The sequence below is a fragment of the Paenibacillus sp. B01 genome, from assembly GCF_009649995.1.
Classification (GTDB): domain Bacteria; phylum Bacillota; class Bacilli; order Paenibacillales; family Paenibacillaceae; genus Paenibacillus_O; species Paenibacillus_O pasadenensis.
In genome coordinates, this window is sequence record NZ_CP045802.1 from 1,686,879 (window position 1) to 1,705,070 (window position 18,192).

Here is an 18,192-nt window from a genome sequence, read left to right on the forward strand (position 1 = left end):
CTATAATGGTAGCATACACGGCTGGACAAGTCCGCGCAACGCGCGGCGCCGCCGCCCTTCGAGAGAACGGGCTTGCGGCGAGGCCGGAAGGAGAGGATTTGAAACGATGCCAACATCCGTCTATCCGCTGAATTGGAACCTGGAGGTCTTTTACCCTGGCGGGTCCGCGTCGCCCGAGCTGAAGCAGGAGCTGCAAGGAATCTCGGACGACATCGCCCGGCTGAACGCGGAGCTGACGGCTGCGTCGGGCTCGGAGGGCGTGCCGGGGGCAAGCGGAGAGCAGCTGGACCGCTGGACCGAATCCGCTCAATCGATCGCCGCTCGGCTCGGCCAGACGGACAGCTTCGTCGGCTGCCTGCTCGCGGCCAACGTCCATGACAAGGAAGCGGCCTCGCTCAACGGGCGCATCCAGTCGCTGGAGGCCGACTATACGATCGCCCTTACCCGGTTCGACGATCTGATGAGCCGCACGCCGGACTCGATCTGGGAGAGCTGGGTCCAGTCCTCTCCGGTCCGCTTTTATCTGAGCGAGCGCCGTCAGAACGCCCGCGAGAAGCTTCGTCCCGAGCTGGAAGCGTTTGCGGCCGATCTGGCGGTGGACGGCTATCATGCCTGGGGCAACCTGTACAACACCATCGTATCCCGCGCGAAATTCAAGGCGAAGGACAAGGCCGGCAACGAGGAGATCCTGTCCGCCGGCCAGATGTTCAACCGCCTGACCGACGCCGACCGCGGCGTCCGGGTCGAAGCGTTCGCCGAATGGGAGCGCGAATGGTCCGAGCACGCGCAGCTGTGCGCCGACACGATCAACCATATCGCCGGCTTCCGCCTGAAGCTGTACGACAAGCGCGGCTGGGGCGACGTGCTCAAGGAGCCGCTCAAGATGAACCGCATGACGCAAGCGACGCTGGACGCGATGTGGGCGGCGATCGAAGAAGGCAAGAAGGACCTGCTTCGCTACTTCGAGCGCAAGGCGAAGCTGCTCGGCGTCGAGCGGCTGGACTGGCATGACGTCACCGCTCCGCTCGGCTCGAGCACGACGAAGATTTCCTACGACGACGCCTGCCGGCAGATCGAGGAGCAGTTCGCCCGCTTCGATCCGAAGCTCGCCGAGTTCGCCGCGATGGCGCTCAAGGAAGGATGGGTCGAGGCCGAGGATCGTCCCGGCAAGCGTCCCGGCGGCTTCTGCGCCTCGTTCCCGGTCAAAGGGCAGACGCGCATCTTCATGACGTATTCCGGCACGGTGGACAACGTCAGCACGCTGGCGCATGAGCTCGGCCACTCCTACCATTCCTACGTCATGGAAGATCTTCCTCCATTCTCCAAGCAATACGCGATGAACGTCGCCGAGACGGCCTCGACCTTCGCGGAGATCATCGTTGCCCAGTCGCAGCTCGAGCTGGCCGAGTCCAAGGAAGAGAAGATCGCGCTGCTGGAGCTGAAGATCCAGAATGCGGTCGCCTTCTTCATGAACATCCACGCCCGCCTGCTGTTCGAGCTGAGCTTCTACGAGGAGCGCCGCAGCGGCGAGGTGTCGGTCAAGCGCCTGAACGAGCTGATGGAGGCGGCCCAGCGCAAGGCTTATGGCGACGCGATCGGCGAGGCGCATCCGCATTTCTGGGCGGCGAAGCTGCATTTCTTCTTCACGGGCACGCCGTTCTACAATTTCCCGTATACGTTCGGCTACCTGTTCAGCGCCGGCCTGTACGCCCGCGCCAAGGAGGCCGGTCCCGGCTTCGCCGAGCAGTACGTCAGCCTGCTGCGCGACACGGGCAGCATGTCGGTGGAGGAGCTTGCGCTCAAGCATCTGGGCGCGAACCTGCAGCAGGAGGATTTCTGGCGCAGCGCCGTGGCGCTTACGGGCGACGACATCCGGCAATTCCTCGAGCTGACCGAATAAGCCTCGGCGACAGTTCGCGATGACGGCCGTCTGAAGGTTGGATGAAGCTTGGCCAGGATACATGAAGATTCCATAAAGAGGGTTGAAACCGGTCGGCATGGAGCGTATTCTGTCGACAGGAAGGGCTTCAAGTGAATCTATTTCCTAGGAAATGATCGAGGAGGAGCGAGCCGATGAAATTCTTTCTGGATACCGCCAATGTAGAGGAAATCAAGCGCGTCGCCAAGCTGGGCCTGGTGGACGGCGTGACGACGAATCCGACGCTCGTCGCCAAGGAAGGCCGCGTCTTCAAGGAAGTCGTGCAGGAAATCTGCCGGATCGTGCCGGGTCCAGTAAGCGCCGAGGTGACCGGATCGACCAGCGACGAAATGCTCAAGGAAGCGCTCGAGATCGCCGAATGGGCGCCCAACGTCGTCATCAAGGTGCCGCTCACCGAAGACGGCCTGTACGTCACCCACGCGCTCGCGCAGAAGGGCATCAAGACGAACGTGACGCTTGTCTTCTCCGTCGCCCAGGGCCTGATGGCCGCAAAAGCGGGCGCGACGTTCATCAGTCCGTTCGTCGGCCGTCTGGACGACATCGGCATGACCGGCATGGATCTCGTGCGCGATCTGTCTGCCATCATCAAGATCTACGGCTTCCAGACGGAGATCATCGTCGCCAGCATCCGCAGCCTGGAGCATGTCAAGGAGGCGGCTCTCGCCGGCGCTCATATCGCCACGATTCCGGGCTCGCTCCTGCCGACGCTTTGGAAGCACCCGCTCACCGACATCGGCATCGAGCGCTTCACGGCCGATTGGAACAAAATGCAGGCGTCCTTGGCCAAGGGCTGATCCGGCCGCTAGAGCAGATTCTGGATGTCGATATCTCCCTAACGTCCCTTTCGGAAAAAGGGCATTTATTCCAGAAATGAGGCTTGACCGCCTCTTCCGGGCCATGCTATAGTCGACTCAATTCAATCGAATGACCTTGCGGAAGCACCGCAAACGAGCAGAACATCTGCTTGTTTGCGGTGCTTTTTCGCGTCCAGGGAGGGATCGGCCTGATGGCCAGGCTTGAGCTTGTCGTCGCGGCGGCAGAATCGGAATACATGCGGAGGCTGGCGGCCGGCGTGAGGGAATCGCCGTTCGGGAGCCGGTGGCGAATGACGGCTTGCACGACCGGCGATTCGCTGCGCCATTATTTGAAAGGAGGCTATGCCGTCCATCTGGTGCTGGCCCAGCCGTCGCTGCTGGAGCAGGCGGGCGAGCTTCCTGCCGGCATTCCGGCCGCGGCATTCGTCCGGCGCCGCGGCGAAGGCGGCGGATTGCCCGAGCTGCTCCAGTACCAGCCGATGCCGGAGCTGCTGGCCGCCATCGAGGCGCTGCATGCGGGCAGAGGCGCAGTCCGGCTGCAGGGCGGAGGAGGCGGGCGGGCATCCGTGATCGCCGTCTGCGATCCGGCCGGAGGGGCGGGCAAGACGACCTGCTCGCTCTGGCTGGCGCGGTTGGCCGGAGAGCGCGGGCATCGCGCGCTGTATCTAAATCTGGAGCGCTTCGACGCCTCCGGGCTGCAGCTGCGTGAGCCGGGAGAGCCCGCGGAGGAGGGGATCGAGGCGCTGCTGTACGCGCTCAAGGCGGACAAGCCGGACTTTCCCGCCCAGCTGGCGGGCGTGCGCCGATACAGCCGGCGAATGGGAACGGACTACATCGGCGAGGCGCCGAGTCCCGAGGAGCGGCAGTCGATGACCGGCGATGATGCCGCGCGCCTGCTGGAGGCGGTGGCGGGCAGCGGCATGTACGAGCTCATCGTCGCCGATATGGACAGCTTGCTGGACGAAGCGGCGGCAGCGGTGCTGGAGCGGAGCGACGCAGTCGTTTGGCTCTCTGAGCCTTCGCCCGCCGCCAGGCGCAAGTCCCGGCTGGCGTTCGAGGCCGTCGCGGCGCGGCATCCTGCTGCGGCCGCCGCCGCGCGCAGCAGGATGCTTCGCGTCCGGAGCCGGGTCAGGCCGCGGGCGCTGACGGAGGAGGAAGAGGTCAGGGACGACGACGATCCGCTGCCGCCCTATGCGGCGGAGCTTCCTTACGATCCGGGCATCGGCTTCGCCGAATCGGCCTCGCCGGCTTACATTCGGGCGGCAGGGGAGCTGCTGGAGCGTCTCGGCTGCGCGGCTCAGAGGAGCGTGCGGCCATGAGCGGACAGGCGGCGAGGCCGGAAGGCCATATAGCTGCGAGCCTGCGCGAGCAGATCCGGGCCGCGATCGATGCCGGCGGCGAGATCGGCGACGACGAGCTGATGCGGACGGTGGAGCGGACCGTCGACCGCTGGGAGGGCAGCGTCCGCCTCGTTTCCAGCGAGCGGCTGCGGCTCGTGCGGCAGCTTTTCCATTCGTTCCGCGGCTTGGATGTGCTGGAGCCGCTGCTCAAGGACGATTCAATCACGGAAATCATGATCAACGGGCATCGTCAGCTGTTCGCGGAGCGAGCGGGCCGCGTCGAGCCGCTCCGCGAACAGTTCGAGAGCCGGGAGAGGCTGGAGGACCTGATCCAGGCGATCGTGGCTCAGGTCAACCGCGTCGTCAACGAATCGTCGCCGATCGTAGACGCGCGGCTCGCCGACGGGTCGCGGGTGCACATCGTCCTTCCGCCGGCGTCGTTGTCGGGACCGGTCGTGACGATCCGCAAATTTCCGAAGCGGCCGCTGCTGATGGACGGACTCGTCGCCTGCGGCTGCCTCACGGAAGACGCGGCCGGATTTCTGCGCACGCTCGTGCGCGCGGGGTTCAACATCTTCATTAGCGGAGGCACCGGCAGCGGCAAGACGACCTTCCTCAACGCGCTGTCCCGCTCCATCCCGGACGAGGAACGAGTCGTCACGATCGAGGATTCCGCCGAGCTGCAGCTGCAGGTGCCGAATCTCGTGCGCCTCGAGACGCGCAACGCCAACACCGAGGGCAAGGGCGCGCTGCCGATGCGTCAGCTCATCCGTGCTTCGCTGCGGATGCGTCCGAATCGGATCATCGTCGGCGAGGTGCGGGGCGAGGAGGCGGCGGACATGCTGGCGGCGATGAATACCGGCCATGACGGTTCAATGAGCTCCGGCCACGCGAACAGCGCCAAGGACATGCTCAGCCGACTCGAGACGATGGTGCTTGCGGCGGCGGAGCTTCCGGTAGCGGCCATCCGCCAGCAGATTTTGTCGGCGGTGGACGTCATCGTGCATCTGTCGAGGATGCGCGACCATTCGCGCAAGGTGCTGGAGATTTCCCAGCTGGCCGGCATCGAGGGCGGGGAGATTCGGCTGGAGCCGCTTTACCGCTACGAGGCGGGGCCGGACGGCGCGGCGATGCTTCGGCGCACGACGGCGGAGCTGCGGCGGAGCGACAAGTGGGAGCGCGCTGGCGGCGAACCCTTCGGTGCCAGCGGCTCCTCCGCCAAGGAGGAACGGGACGATGGCGATTGAGCGCGCGCAGCTCTGGCTGGAGCGGATCGGCTGGCCGGCAGGCCGAGATCGGCCGCAGCCGGCATCCGCCGGAGCAGGCGCCGACTACAGCCGATACGAGCTGAGCCGCCGCGAGTTCCTGCTCGCCTTCGCGGCCGGAGCCGCGCTTGTTTTTTCGGCGGCATATCTGTTTTATCTGAATGTTTTGATCGCCCTGCTATTCTCGCTCGCCGGCATCAAGGCGCCATCGCTCTATCGGGAGCATGTCCGCGTCAAGCGGCAGGAGAGGCTCCGGATCCACTTCAAGGAAATGCTGTTCTCCCTCTCCTCCTCGCTGGCGGCGGGCCGTTCGGTCGAAAATGCGCTGTTCGCTTCGATCGGCGACCTCAGGCTCATCTACACGGGGTCCAGCACGGATCTGCTGCTGGAGCTGGAGCGCATCCGCCGCCGCTGCGCGAACGGAGAGACGCTGGAGTCGGGACTGCTTGATTTTGCCGCCCGTTCCGGCGTCGACGAGATCATGCAGTTCACAGACGTATTCACGACCTGCAAGCGCACTGGAGGCGACCTGGTCGAGATCGTGCGCCGCACCTCCCAGCTGATCGGAGAGCGGATCGAGGTCAATCAGGAGATTCAGGTGCTGATCGCCCAAAAGAAATTCGAGTCGCGCATTATGCTGGGCGTGCCGTTCGCTTTTCTCGGCTTTCTTCATCTGGCCGCTCCGGATTACATGGCGCCGCTCTATGCCGGCGCAGCGGGATACGTCCTCATCACGGCCGCGCTGCTGCTGTTCGCCGCTTGCGGGTGGCTGATGCTGAAAATCATGGACATTCGGCTGTGAGGAGGTGGAGCGGATGGGATATGGATGGGGTTTTGCGACGATGGCGCTTGCCTGGATCGCGATGGCGGCGGCGACGCTCGGCTGGCGCAAGGCATGGAATACGGCCTGGTCCGCAATGAGGACGAGGGACCGAGAGCGGATCGGCCGCTTGTTTGGCGGGGAAGCCTTGCTGCGGCTCGCCGCGCGCCACGGCATGCCGCAGGCGGCCGAGGATCGGATTGCGGCGCTGCATGCGCTGCTCGTGCCGCTCCGAGGAGAGAGCTGGACGGCGGTGGATACGAGGCGTCTAGCCGCATCGGCCGTTGCAGGCGGCTATGCCGCGGCGACGGGAGGCTGGCTCGTCGCCGCGGCGGCGGGCGAGCCGCTCATCGCCTGGCTCGGCGTCTTCGCCGGCCTGGCGCTGCCGGCGGGCAAGATTCGCGACATCAAGGCCAAGGCGAAGCGGCGGAAGCAGGAGCTGCTGCTCGGGCTGCCCGATCTGCTGGGCAAGCTCACCCTGCTCGTAGGCGCAGGCGAGACGGTGCAGAGGGCGCTCGCCCGCTGCGCCGAGCGGCCGCCTCGGGGCAGAGCGGACGATCCGCTGCATCTGGAGCTGGCGAGGACGGTCCAGCTGCTGGCTAGCGGCCATCCGTTCAGCGCGGCGCTCGAGTCGTTCAGCCGACGCTGCTCGGTGCAGGAGGCCTCGGTATTCGCGACCGTGCTGCTGCTGAATCACCGCCGGGGAGGCGACCAGCTCTCCCTCGCGCTGAAGGAAATCTCCATCCCCCTCTGGGACAAGCGCCGCAGCGCGGCGCGCGCCAGGGGCGAGGAGGCTTCCTCGAGACTCGTATTTCCGCTCGTCGGCATCTTTTTCATCCTGATGATGCTGGTCGGAGCGCCGGCTATCCTCTTCATGGGCGGGTAGCCGATTCTAAATCTATTTTACTGGAGGAATCGACAATGAAACGAAACGCATGGCTGCATCCGAAGGGCCGTCTGCATGACGCGCTGAAGCGCTTCGCACGTTCGGAAGAAGGACTGGGCACGCTGGAAATCATCCTCATTATCGCTGTCGTCATCATCATCGCCCTCATCTTCAAGGAATGGATCATCGATCTCATCAACAACCTCATGGGCAAAGCCGATGATCAGGCGAACAAGATTTTCGAATGACGGAAGCGCGCGGCTGCTGAAGCGGCTCGCAGGCGGAACGGAGGGCAGTTTCGCGCTGGAGGCGGTCTCGGTGTTCCCGCTGCTGCTGGCCGCGACGCTGGCTTGGATGCTCGCCGCGCTGTTCGTCTTCCAGGGCAGCGTGCTGCAAAGCGGAGCGGCCCGCGCTGCGGACGCGGCTTCCCTGCATTGGGACAACAGCAAGCGGGAGCAGTCCGGCCTGCCTACGGCCGGACAAGACGACGGCTTGTACTGGCGGCTGTCTCAGGACAGCTTGCTGCAGGGGCTGCTCGGGCTTGGCGCAGGCAAGGACGAGGCTGTCGAAACGATCGCCTTGCCGGCATCGCAAAGCCCTTCGTCTGACGGCTCGCTGGCCGCGGCCAAGCTCGGCAAGGCGGCGGCCAGGCTGTCCCCGCGGCTCGTCGGCGAGATGGCCTATCGCAGGGATGGACTGGATCGGCGCACGGAAAGCCGCCTGCGCTTGCCGGTCGCGGCAGCGGAAGGACTCGTTCCCGCTGTTCGGGCATCGGCCGTCGTCACCGATCCGGTCGAGTTCATCCGCAGCGTCGATTTGGCTCGTTATTATACGGCCAAATTCCGCTCCTCCCGCGACGTGCAGCCTTCTTCGGCGGGAAAGGCGCTGACCGACTATGCTTCGGGCCGTCCTTAGGCGGCTGGCCTCGGCGTTCAAGCGGCCGAGCGGCGAAGCCGGCAGGCGACGATGGGGAGGCGGTATAAGCGGGTGCAGGCAGCCGGCTGACGCGCATTGCGGCTGCTCTAGGCGACAGAAGCGGCCGCTCCAGGAGGCTGGCCGAGCAGGCTTCCGCTCGGCGCACGGAGCGGTCACGATCTGGACCTGCATGACGGTGTCGGCTGTCCTGCTGCTGATGGCGCTCCTCATCGACTACTCCCGCATCGCCGCTTTCCAATTCAAGCTCGACAGCCTTGCCGGCTCGTCGGTCCGCTCGGTGCTGGCCGCTTATGACGAGCCGCTGTACGAACGCTACGGGCTGTTCGGCCGCGGAGGGACTGATGCCGCGCAGCTCGCGTCCGAGGCGCTGGATGTCTCGGACGCTCGAGGCGGGCTCTCCGATCTGCTGCCGAGTGAGAAAGACGGCCTGAGTCGTCGAATCGATCTTCTCCAGCTTGAGCTCGGCGAGCCGTCGGCGCAGCCGGCTCTCATGCTTGGCGAGTGGCCTGTGCTTCGACGCCAGATCGAGCAGGAGATGAAGATCAAAGGTCCGATCGACCTGACGCTGGAGCTGATCGACAAGCTGCGGCCGGTGGGCGGCTCGATGAAGCAGGCCGCGCAGGAGATCGGCACGCTTCAGCAGTCGGAAAAGGTTTTCGACAAGCGGCAAAGCGCCTTGGCCGAAATGCTGAGCCTAGGGGAGGCCGCCGCAAAGGTGGTCCGGGAAACGGGCAGCGACGGACTCGTCCCGCTGCCTGGACGCGACCAGGCAGCCACGTTCAAGGAGTCGGCGGACGGCTACGGCTCGTACCTCGCTTGGCTGGCCGCCGATGAAGCCGCCCAAGCGGCCTACCAAGCGGCGCTGCTGGCAGTTCCTCCGGCCAAGGAAGGCATGCCGGCCGCTCCGCTGCCGACCCCGCCGATGCTGAACACGGCTTCCATCCAGAACTACGAAGCGGCTGCAGCCGAGACGGCGGGCCGCCTGCTCGGGCTCGCCGCCTCAGCGGATCAGCATGATCGCTTGATCGGAGAGGCGCTGCAGCAGCTCGAGCTTGCCTTGCAGGCGGAGCAGGAGCTGGAACGGCTGGCGGCCGCCTCGCCGGCCGCTGCCTCGCCTCCGGCCGGATCGGAACCCCAGGCGGGAGCTGCGGCGGATCTGTCCGGACTGCTGCTCGGCAGAAGCTGGTTTGCTGAGACGGAAGCGACGCTGAGGACACAAGGAGAGCGGCTGCGCGCGTTCGCGGCCGAAGCGTCGGTCGCAGGCAGAAGGCTGGAGCAGGCCGTGCAGCGGCGGTCGCTGGCGGATGTGCCGCTGCTTCGGGGCGATGCCGCCCTGCTCGCCGACAAGCTGGAGCTTTACTGGCAAGCCTACGTTTCCCCAGGCGAGGAGCTGCAGCGGCTGAAGGCGATGCTGGAGGCTTCGGACGGCAGCAAGAAGCTCCGGGAAACCGAGAAGAAAAAGGCGGGCAGCCTTTGGAAGCAGGCGAAGGAGATGCTGGACGGATTCGAACGGATGAAGGCCGCGGAAGCCGAGCTGGAGGAATTCGCCCAGGTGGAGCGCTTGGCCGAAGCGAATCGGGCGTTCAACGAGTCGCTTCGGCAGCAGGACGACGGCGGTCAGGGCGAGGGAGCTGCAGGCGGCCAGGAAAAATCGGAGCGGCCGTCAACGGAGGGATCGGCCGCCGCCGGGGCTGAAGCGGCAAGCGGGAGGTCGGCAGCCTCCGATGAAGCCGATGCGGCGGACGAGGCGATCGCCAGTGCCCAGGAGATGGGCGGCGGGGTGCTGGGAGGACTGGAATCGCTGCTGGCCGCCGGAGGCGAGCGTCTGCTGATGGCGGAATACGGCGCCAGGCGCTTCGCCTCGATGGATCCGAGACGGCTGCAGACGCTGCTCGTCGGCGGGAGCTCGCAAGAAGCGTCGTCGGAGCTGACTTCGCTGGATCATCAGGAACTGGAATATATTCTTTACGGCTTCGCCAATCCGGCGGCCAATCTCGGAGCCGCATACGGCGAGCTGTTCGCGCTGAGGCTGGCGATCCGCACGATGGAGGGGCTGATCGCCAGCCGGGCGGCCGGCCATCCGCTGCTCGTGCTCGCCATGGCCGGCGTCTACGGCTTGCAGCATGCGCTGGGCGATCTGCGCGAGCTCGGCGCGACGGGAGAGGCGGAGCTGTCCAAGTACGCGCCGGTACGGCTCGGCTATTTGGATTACCTGCGATTGTTCATGCTGACGCACGGTACGGGGGACAAGCCGCTCAGCCGCATGGCGGCGGTCATCGAGCATCGGACGGGGGCGAGGCTGGAGCGGGTTCCGACGGGAATGTCGGTCGCGCTGACCGGCTCGATCCCGCTCTGGTTCTTGCCCGGCTTGGTCCGCCTTGCCGGACGAGCCGGAGCGATTGACGGTCAGGTGACAGGAGGGAAATATGAAGCGACATCGATTGCCGGCTGGTCTTATTGATGGCTCGGCCAAGCGTCTGCTTCGCGGACGCGAAGGCTCGATCGTGCTGGAGGCGGCGCTCGTCGTTCCGGCTTTCCTGCTCCTGCTCGTGTTCCTCTCCGTATTCCTGCAGCTGTCTGCCGCAGAAACGGCGCTGCAGCGGGCTGCGGACAGCTCGGCCCGGCTGATCGCCTCCCATATGCGACCGGCGCTGCTGCTGCAGCAGGAAGCGTCGGCGGCGTTAAGCGCGGCCAGTCCGAGCGGCGTCGATGCGGCTTTGCCCGGCTGGCGAGAGGCGGCGGCGTCGGTGGCCGGCCGCTTGCCGGAGCCGGCCGGACCGCTCGCCGAATCCGTATTGCGCGGCGAATGGAAGCCCGTGATGCAGCAGGCTGCGGATGCGGCGGCAAGAACGGCGCTGGAGCCGCTGCTTCTCCGGGAGGCGGAGAAGGCCGGGCTGGACGCTGGACATGTCCGGCTGGCCGCGGTCCGCTTGCCCGATCTCGACACTCGGGAGCAGGGCTTCCTGCTGCTGGAGGCCGAGTACGAGTTTCCGATCCGGGTGCCGTTCACGAACGAAAGGCTCGTGCTGCGGCGATGGGCGAAAGAACGGGCCTGGATTCCAGATGCGGTGGCCGCGATGGGCGGAGGCGATGTCGAGTCCGGGGAAGGAACCGTTCGGATTACGGGCTTGACGCCGGTTCCGGCCCGTCCGGGCAGGAAAGCAACGCTGACCGCTGTCGCGTCCCCCGGAGCGCAGGTGACGCTCGAGGTCCGATACAAAAGCGGAAGCAGCGTCTCCCGTCATGTCGGCACGAAGACGGCCGACTCGCTCGGCAGAGTCGATTGGACCTGGCTCGTATCAGGCAATACGACGCCGGGCATTTGGGAGGTGATCGTCACCAGCTCCGATGGAGGAAGCGCGACGATGCCTTTCCATGTCGAGAAGAAGCCTTAGCCGGATCGGGTTGATTTCATTTGCGAAAGGAGGCAGAGCGATGCCGGTTTGGACTGGAGCTGCGACCGGGCTGCTGCTCGCGCTCGCTTTTTGGAGCGATATCCGTACGATGCGCATTCCGAACGCGTTGACCGGAGGCTTTTTCGTCGCCGGGCTGCTGGCGCACGCAGCGGCGGAAGGGGGAGCCGGACTCGGCCAATCGGCGCTCGGGGCGGCCGCCGGCTTCATCCCGCTCGCGCTGCTCTATTTGCTGCAGGGCATCGGAGCCGGAGACGTCAAGCTGTTCGCGGCGATCGGAGCCTGGACGGGAGCGGCCGCCGTGCTTGAGCTGCTGCTGTACTCGATGCTCGCCGGCGGAATCGGCGGAGCCGGATACTTGCTGGCCGTCCGCGCGCGCCGCTTCATGCGCGCGCGTCATGAGGCCCCTCCGGACAACGAGCCGGCGAGCCGCGCGCCGTCCCGGTTTCCGTTCATGCTGGCCGTCGTGCCGGGAGCGCTGGCGATGCTGCTGCTGGGCGAGTAGAAGCTTGATCGCCTGCGGCTCAAAAGCAATTGGATTCGGAACAAAGCAAAAGGAGGACGCGCGATGCGTCAGATCATAGCGGACTTTGAATGGAATCGGGAGCATGAGCTCGTGCTGTCCCGACCAGGCGGAATCGAGCGCGGCGACCTGGAGGAGATCGAGCTGGCGATGCTGGAGGAGGTTCAAGTGCCGGGACTGCTTCCGATCGGCTGGGAGGAGATGAACGGGGAGGTCAGGCTGAGATATCGGCTGACGGGCCGCAAGATGCTGAAGCAGCGGCTCGCGGACGGAATGGAGCGGCCGGAGGAGCTGTACTCGCTGCTCTATGGCGTCGTCTCGGCGATCGAGCAGTGCCGCGCCTGCCTGCTCGAACCGGACAATCTTCTGCTGGATGAGTCCTATCTGTTTGTCGGCGAGACATGGATGGATAGCGGCCTCGTCTATATGCCGATGCGTTCGGAGCATCGGCCTTCGGAGCTCCCGCTGCGCAGCCGGCTGCTTGCCTTGGCCGCCGTGTGCGGAGGCGCGATCCGGGAGGTCGATGCCGGATTGCCGGCATTGCTGAAGGCGCTCGGCGACGAGCAAGTCTCGATGGCCAGCTTGAAGGCGACGCTGCTGGAACTGTGCGCCGGCGGCAAAGGGGCAGGAGAAATGAGCGGATCCAGGAACGGCGGCGTGGCGGCGCCTGCGCCGCATGCGGCGGGAAGCGCGGCCGGTCTGAAGGGAGCGGCGCTTCGGCCCACGCTTGCGGAGCCGCCTGCTTCCAGGGCGCCGGCATTCTCGGCGCCAGCGACTTCCGTTGCCGCTCCATCGACATCTGCCGCTCCATCGACATCGACCGTTAGTTCTGCGCCCTTCCTCGCCGCTCCGGCGCGGTTGACCCAGCAGGACGAGCGGATCCGTCCGGCGGAGAAGCCGGGAGCATCCCCGGGCGGACGCAAGCCCGGCCTTCATACCTCGGACGCGCTGCTGCCTTTGCAGCTGGAGCCCGTATCGCTCCATCCACCGGAGCCGTCCGGCCAAGAGGCAAAACCGCTGAACCGGGGCATCGTCATCCTCGCCGTGCTGGCGGCGGCGGCGCTTCCCTGGAAGATGCTGTATTGGGAGGAGCCGACGAGCTCCAACCTGTTGATCAGCCTCGGCACGCTCGCACTCGCAGCAGCCGCGATCGTCTGGATCTGGAAGGGCAAGAAGGGCGGACCGCAGGAACCGTCCTGGGAGCAAAGCCATCCGGCCGCATTCGAGCCGGACTCCGGCCCGCTGGCGCTCAAGCGGGACAAGCGCTGGGCGCTCGAGATGGCGGAGCCGGGCGGATCGGGGCCGGACGAGGCGGAGCCGTGGAGATGGAGCGTCCATCCGAACCCGCTTCAGGATGCGCTTCAGGATCCGCCTCGATCGGTCTCGGACCGAGCTTCGGAGGAGATTCGGCCGACACCGGCCCGGCCTCCCGCGTCCGAGCCGACCGTTTGGCTCGGCGGGGCAGAAGAGCGGGAGCGGCAGGGCGGAGCCGCCGTTTCGGCGGGCATCGTCCATCGGACTCGCGGCGGAGCGAAGGACAGCTTCGCCCTGATGCCGGGACGCCATACGATCGGCCGCGCTTCGGATTCCGCAGAGTGGACAGACGAGACGAGCGGCGTCTCTCGCCGCCATGTCGAGCTGGAGTGCCGGGCGGGCTCCTGCGAGGCTAAGGATCTCGGCTCGAGAAACGGCACGACGCTTAATGGCCGAGCGATGATCCCTTATAAAAGCTACAAGCTGGAGGACGGCGACGTCCTCCAGCTTGCCGGGCGGGATGGATCCCGATATGAGGTGCGGCTGGACTCTCCTCGCGGCTAGCGGAGCAGGTCGTCCAGCGCTGGCTGGATTTCAGGGAAGTCGAAGCGGAAGCCGCTTTGCAGCGCCTTTTCGGGGAGGACCCGCTGGCCTTTGAGCAGGAGCTCGGACATTTCGCCGAGCGCGAGCTTGAGCGGAAGCGAAGGGGCGACCAGCCAGTAGGGGCGGCCAAGCGCCCGGGCTGCCGCGCGGCCGAACTGCTCGTTGCGAGCCGGCTCAGGCGACACCGCGTTGATCGGACCCGAGAGGCTGTCGTTTTCCAAAGCGTGGACGATAAGGCGAGTCAGGTCCTGCAGATGGATCCATGACATCCATTGCCGGCCGCTTCCGACCGGTCCTCCTGCCATCGCGCGGAACGGGAGAAGCATGCTCGGCAGCGCTCCGCCTCCGTTGCCGAGCACGATGCCGAAGCGCAGCAGCGCTCGCCGCCGGGCTGGGATGCGCTTCGCGGCTTGCTCCCAGTCCCGCACGACGGAGGAGAGGAAGTCGCTGTCGGTCGTCGGGCTATCCTCCGTGAACGAAGCCGACTCCGAAAACCCGTACGCATTCACTCCGGACGCCTGCACGAGCACCTGCGGATCCGCCTTGGCCCGTTCCAGCAGCGCGCCCAGCTTGGCCGCCGTCTCGATCCGCGATTCCCGTATCCGCTTCTTGGCGCTATTCGTCCAGCGCTGGCTGATCGGCTCCCCCGCCAGATTGACGATGGCTTCGACGCCGGCAAGCTCGCTCGGATCTTCTTCCAGCCGATCCCATCCGACAACGCGAAAGCTCCCAGCGCCGTTCGGAGCGGTGCCGGGAGCTTTCGCGGAGCTGCGGGAGACGATCCAGCCGGAGTGGCCGGCACGGGACAGGCGCTCGACGAGCGCTCGGCCGATGAAGCCGGTTCCTCCGGTGATGACGATCTTCATCCTTGACTCCTCCGTTCTTCGATCTGTTGCGTCTTAAGCGCCGACGGCGGCTCGCCTCAGGAAGCTTCCTTAATGGAGACGAGCCACGGCTGCTTGATCTTGCCGTCCGTGCCTCCGTCGACTTCCTTCACGATGTAGGTGTAATCGACGGTCGTTCCTTGATCGAACGCCTGCATCTGCTGGACAAGCTCGGAGCCGGCCTGGAATACGACGGTATCGGTATCGGTTTTGATCTCGACAGAATGGCCGTCCGCGAGGCCGTTGAACGTGCCGGACGCCTGCTGCTCCTGGGATTGCGTCACAGGATCGCCGCTGGAAGCGGCTTTTTCGGAGTTGCCGGGCGTTGGCGTCGCCTCGGCGACCGGCTCGCCGACGGAGTCGGGAGACACGTCGGACGAGCTGTCCACGATGCCGCTTCCTGTCGTCGCGTTGGCCGCGTTGTCCGCGGGCATTTCCTTCACGCCGCATCCTGCGGCGATCATCAGCATCGACATCAAGGCCAGGCTCGCGGGCGCGAGGCTGGCTTTTCTTTTGCCGCCGGAGCGGCGGGCTGTCATCAGGTTCATGGCAAGCACCTCCAAGGTCGTCTTTTCCTGTGCTTTTCCTTACCCGGACCAGCTGCCGGCCAATCTGCCGGCGACGGACGCTCAGCGGTTCAGGAGATGGGTGTAGGCGGAGTAGTCGATGCCCCGCTTGTCCAGGAACGTGACGAGGCTGCGGTAGTCCCGCTTGGGCGTCGCGCGGATGTAGCCTTCGATGCAATGGTTCCGCGTCACCTCGCTGGCGCCGCTCTCGACGGCGACTTGTCCGATCCGCGCCGCGATGGAGTGGCGGGCGATGTCGCGGAACGGACCGGGAACGGGCGAGACCAGCTCGTCGAGCAGCTCCTTGGAGTCGTCCGTCCACATGTCCCGGCTGCGCTCGACCCAATAGTTTTGCCAGTCGAGCTTGGACTTGCCGTCGCGTTTAGGCAGCACCTTGAGGAACTTGCGGAACATGAAGAAGCCTCCGACGGCCATCGAGCCGACCATGACGAAAGCCCAAAAAACGATGAAATACATGAACCAGTCTGGAATGTGGGGCATGAACGGTGTCACCTCACTCCAAATTATAGCCGATTCCTAGATTTATTTCGACGCACCTTGTAGAATAAGACTAATTGTTTTCACCACATCCGAAAGGGGCCACGAAGCATGCTCAAAATCGGTTCCCACGTCTCCTTCAGCGACAAGGGGCTCGTCACCGCCGCTCAGGAGGCCATCTCCTACGGCTCCAGCTCGTTCATGATCTACACCGGCGCGCCTCAGAACACGCGGCGCAAGCCGATCGAATCCTTATATATCGAAGAAGGCAAGCAGCTGATGGAAGGCGCCGGGATCGGCGAGATCGTCGTCCACGCTCCTTACATCATCAATCTCGGCTCTTATAAGGAAGACACGTTCGAGCTCGCCGTGCGCTTCCTGCAGGAGGAAATCCGCCGCACGCATGCGATCGGCGTCCGCAACATCGTGCTCCATCCAGGCGCGTACACCGACAAGGACGCGGAATTCGGCATCAACCGCATCGCGGAAGGACTGAACGAGGTGCTGTCCGGCGTCGAGGAGACCGACGTCAACATCGCGCTGGAGACGATGGCCGGCAAAGGCACGGAGATCGGCCGCACGTTCGAGGAGCTCGCCGCGATCATGGACAAGGTGTCGAACAACGATCGCCTGACCGTCTGCCTGGACACTTGCCACATGCACGACGCGGGGTACGACCTGGCGGGAGACCTGGACGGCGTGCTGCAGCAGTTCGACCGCATCGTCGGCCTTGACAAGGCGGCCGTCGTCCATGTGAACGATACGAAAAATCCGATCGGCTCCCACAAGGACCGCCATACGCCGATCGGCTCCGGCTGGCTCGGCTACGACGCGATCGAGCGGATCGTGCGGCACGAGGCGCTGGCCGGGCGTCCGTTCATCCTCGAGACGCCGTGGATCGGCAAGGATCCAAAGAAGCAGCGCCCGATGTATGAGGCGGAGATCGCGCTGCTGCGCGGAGACGGCCTGGAGCGGTTCGGCGAGCGCTTCTTCGACCAGCTGGAGCGGCTGCATCATTTCCTCGGCAAGCAGGACATCGACCGCCGCACGTACGTGCTGTCGGTATGGGATACGATCAAAAGCGACGCCAAGGCGCGCAAGGCCGATCCCCGCGAGCCGATGGAGCGGCTGTACGACCTCGTGCGCGAAGCGGGAGAGGACTTCCGCGATACGGCCGAGGAAGAGCTCAACCAGCTGATCACGTACTGGTTCGCCGGCAAGCAGGCGCTCGTCAACGCCTGACCGCAGACAAAGGCAGCAGCTTGCAAGCTCGTCATCCAGTCCGAAGACCTTGCTCGGCAGGCCCGGAGCCGTCCCATGCGGACGGGCTGGACCTGCCTCTCTTTTCGGCCGTCCGCTTTAGCGCGGAGGCGTTATGCAGTTCGCTTGCGCTTCATGGCCGCCGCAGCGGCGGCATCTGCAAGCCCTTATTTTGAACATGGAAGGAAGAAACGACCCCTATGCCTCATTCCTATCAATCCCTCCAGCCCGGAGACGCGCCCTCATCCGGCCGCGCCCGCATGCTTATCTCCTGTCCGGACCGGCCGGGCATCGTCGCTGCGGTGTCCCAGTTCCTCTACGAGCACGGAGCCAACATCGTCCAATCCGATCAGTATACGATGAATCCCGAAGGCGGCATGTTCTTCATCCGCTTCGAGTTCGACCTGGCCGACATGGATGCCCAACTGCCGGTGCTGCAGGAGGACTTCGGCCGCGTGGCGGACCGCTTCGAGATGAAGTGGCATACGTTCCGCGCGAGCCGCAAGAAGCGCCTCGCGATCTTCGTCTCCAAGGAGGACCACTGCCTGCTGGAGCTGCTCTGGCAATGGCAGGCCGGCGATCTCGACGTCGAGATCGCGATGGTCATCAGCAATCACGACGACATGCGCGGGCTTGTCGAATCGTTCGGCATCCCTTACCACCATATCCCGATTACGCCCGACACCAAGGCGGAGGCGGAGCGCAAGCAGCTGGAGACGATCGGCCGCAGCGCCGACCTGATCGTGCTGGCTCGCTACATGCAGATCGTGTCGCCGAAGGTGATCGAGCAGTTTCCGAACCGCATCATCAACATCCACCACTCGTTCCTGCCGGCGTTCGTCGGCGGCAAGCCGTACGCCCAAGCCTACAACCGCGGCGTCAAGATCATCGGCGCGACCGCGCATTATGTGACCGAGGAGCTGGACGGAGGCCCGATCATCGAGCAGGACGTGCAGCGCGTCAGCCATCGCGACGACGTGCCGAGCCTCAAGCGGATCGGCCGCACGATCGAGCGCGTCGTCCTGGCGCGCGCGGTCAAATGGCATGCCGAGGACCGCATCCTCGTCCATCAGAACAAGACGGTCGTCTTCCACGGCTAGCCCTAGCGGCGCCATCATTCATGAAACCTTCATCCGGCCGCTCGGGCCGGATGATGGCATTTGCTCATGCGGCAGTGGTACAATATTTCA

Annotated in this window: 17 protein-coding genes; 14 read left to right on the plus strand and 3 right to left on the minus strand. The window is 65.3% G+C overall.

Annotation, left to right across the window (positions count from 1 at the left end; translation table 11 throughout):
* Positions 1-106: 106 nt before the first annotated feature.
* From GE073_RS07360 to GE073_RS07415, 12 genes are all read left to right on the plus strand, one after another.
* Positions 107-1,900 (plus strand): M3 family oligoendopeptidase, encoded by a 1,794-nt coding sequence (locus GE073_RS07360; RefSeq protein ID WP_153783145.1) that lies wholly within the window; start codon positions 107-109, stop codon positions 1,898-1,900.
* Positions 1,901-2,073: 173 nt separating this feature from the next.
* Positions 2,074-2,733, plus strand: coding sequence for a fructose-6-phosphate aldolase (gene fsa / locus GE073_RS07365; protein ID WP_028599973.1), 660 nt, complete (start codon positions 2,074-2,076; stop codon positions 2,731-2,733).
* Between the two features lie 212 nt (positions 2,734-2,945).
* Positions 2,946-4,073 carry a P-loop NTPase family protein gene (locus tag GE073_RS07370; RefSeq protein ID WP_127464405.1) on the plus strand — a complete coding sequence of 376 codons (1,128 nt, stop codon included), beginning with the start codon at positions 2,946-2,948 and terminating at the stop codon, positions 4,071-4,073.
* On the plus strand, positions 4,070-5,341 hold the full coding sequence (locus GE073_RS07375) for a TadA family conjugal transfer-associated ATPase (protein WP_052333469.1): 1,272 nt from the start codon (positions 4,070-4,072) through the stop codon (positions 5,339-5,341). Before GE073_RS07370 ends, GE073_RS07375 begins: the two co-directional genes overlap by 4 nt.
* Positions 5,331-6,161: a type II secretion system F family protein gene (locus GE073_RS07380; protein ID WP_153783146.1), complete on the plus strand. Its 831-nt coding sequence runs from the start codon at positions 5,331-5,333 to the stop codon at positions 6,159-6,161. The genes GE073_RS07375 and GE073_RS07380 overlap by 11 nt, the downstream gene beginning before the upstream one ends.
* Before the next feature lie 13 nt (positions 6,162-6,174).
* Positions 6,175-7,065, plus strand: a complete 891-nt coding sequence (locus GE073_RS07385; RefSeq protein WP_052333468.1) for a type II secretion system F family protein — start codon at positions 6,175-6,177, stop codon at positions 7,063-7,065.
* A gap of 35 nt (positions 7,066-7,100) precedes the next feature.
* The gene (locus tag GE073_RS07390) at positions 7,101-7,313 is read left to right on the plus strand and encodes a Flp1 family type IVb pilin (protein WP_043111630.1); all 213 of its coding nucleotides are present in this window, start codon (positions 7,101-7,103) and stop codon (positions 7,311-7,313) included.
* Complete coding sequence (locus tag GE073_RS07395; RefSeq protein WP_127464404.1) at positions 7,285-7,980, plus strand: hypothetical protein; 696 nt, start codon at positions 7,285-7,287, stop codon at positions 7,978-7,980. Before GE073_RS07390 ends, GE073_RS07395 begins: the two co-directional genes overlap by 29 nt.
* A 190-nt stretch (positions 7,981-8,170) precedes the next feature.
* Positions 8,171-10,462 carry a hypothetical protein gene (locus GE073_RS07400; RefSeq protein ID WP_153783147.1) on the plus strand — a complete coding sequence of 764 codons (2,292 nt, stop codon included), beginning with the start codon at positions 8,171-8,173 and terminating at the stop codon, positions 10,460-10,462.
* The gene (locus GE073_RS07405; RefSeq protein ID WP_146000518.1) at positions 10,428-11,396 is read left to right on the plus strand and encodes a hypothetical protein; all 969 of its coding nucleotides are present in this window, start codon (positions 10,428-10,430) and stop codon (positions 11,394-11,396) included. Before GE073_RS07400 ends, GE073_RS07405 begins: the two co-directional genes overlap by 35 nt.
* Before the next feature lie 40 nt (positions 11,397-11,436).
* Positions 11,437-11,919 (plus strand): A24 family peptidase, encoded by a 483-nt coding sequence (locus GE073_RS07410; protein ID WP_028599969.1) that lies wholly within the window; start codon positions 11,437-11,439, stop codon positions 11,917-11,919.
* 63 nt (positions 11,920-11,982) lie between these two features.
* Entirely contained in the window at positions 11,983-13,755 is a 1,773-nt protein-coding gene (locus tag GE073_RS07415) for a DUF6382 domain-containing protein (protein WP_153783148.1), read from the plus strand.
* Here GE073_RS07415 and GE073_RS07420 read toward each other — a convergent pair.
* From GE073_RS07420 to GE073_RS07430, 3 genes are all read right to left on the minus strand, one after another.
* Positions 13,752-14,660 carry a TIGR01777 family oxidoreductase gene (locus GE073_RS07420; protein WP_153783149.1) on the minus strand — a complete coding sequence of 303 codons (909 nt, stop codon included), beginning with the start codon at positions 14,658-14,660 and terminating at the stop codon, positions 13,752-13,754. The genes GE073_RS07415 and GE073_RS07420 overlap by 4 nt on opposite strands.
* A gap of 56 nt (positions 14,661-14,716) precedes the next feature.
* Positions 14,717-15,226 carry a hypothetical protein gene (locus GE073_RS07425; protein ID WP_127464402.1) on the minus strand — a complete coding sequence of 170 codons (510 nt, stop codon included), beginning with the start codon at positions 15,224-15,226 and terminating at the stop codon, positions 14,717-14,719.
* 81 nt (positions 15,227-15,307) lie between these two features.
* On the minus strand, positions 15,308-15,745 hold the full coding sequence (locus GE073_RS07430; protein WP_028599965.1) for a DUF2621 domain-containing protein: 438 nt from the start codon (positions 15,743-15,745) through the stop codon (positions 15,308-15,310).
* 108 nt (positions 15,746-15,853) lie between these two features.
* On the opposite strand from GE073_RS07430, the gene GE073_RS07435 reads away from it, so the two are divergent.
* Together GE073_RS07435 and purU are read left to right on the plus strand one after the other, a co-directional pair.
* Complete coding sequence (locus tag GE073_RS07435; RefSeq protein WP_028599964.1) at positions 15,854-16,984, plus strand: deoxyribonuclease IV; 1,131 nt, start codon at positions 15,854-15,856, stop codon at positions 16,982-16,984.
* 218 nt (positions 16,985-17,202) lie between these two features.
* On the plus strand, positions 17,203-18,102 hold the full coding sequence (gene purU / locus GE073_RS07440; RefSeq protein WP_028599963.1) for a formyltetrahydrofolate deformylase: 900 nt from the start codon (positions 17,203-17,205) through the stop codon (positions 18,100-18,102).
* Positions 18,103-18,192 lie beyond the last annotated feature (90 nt).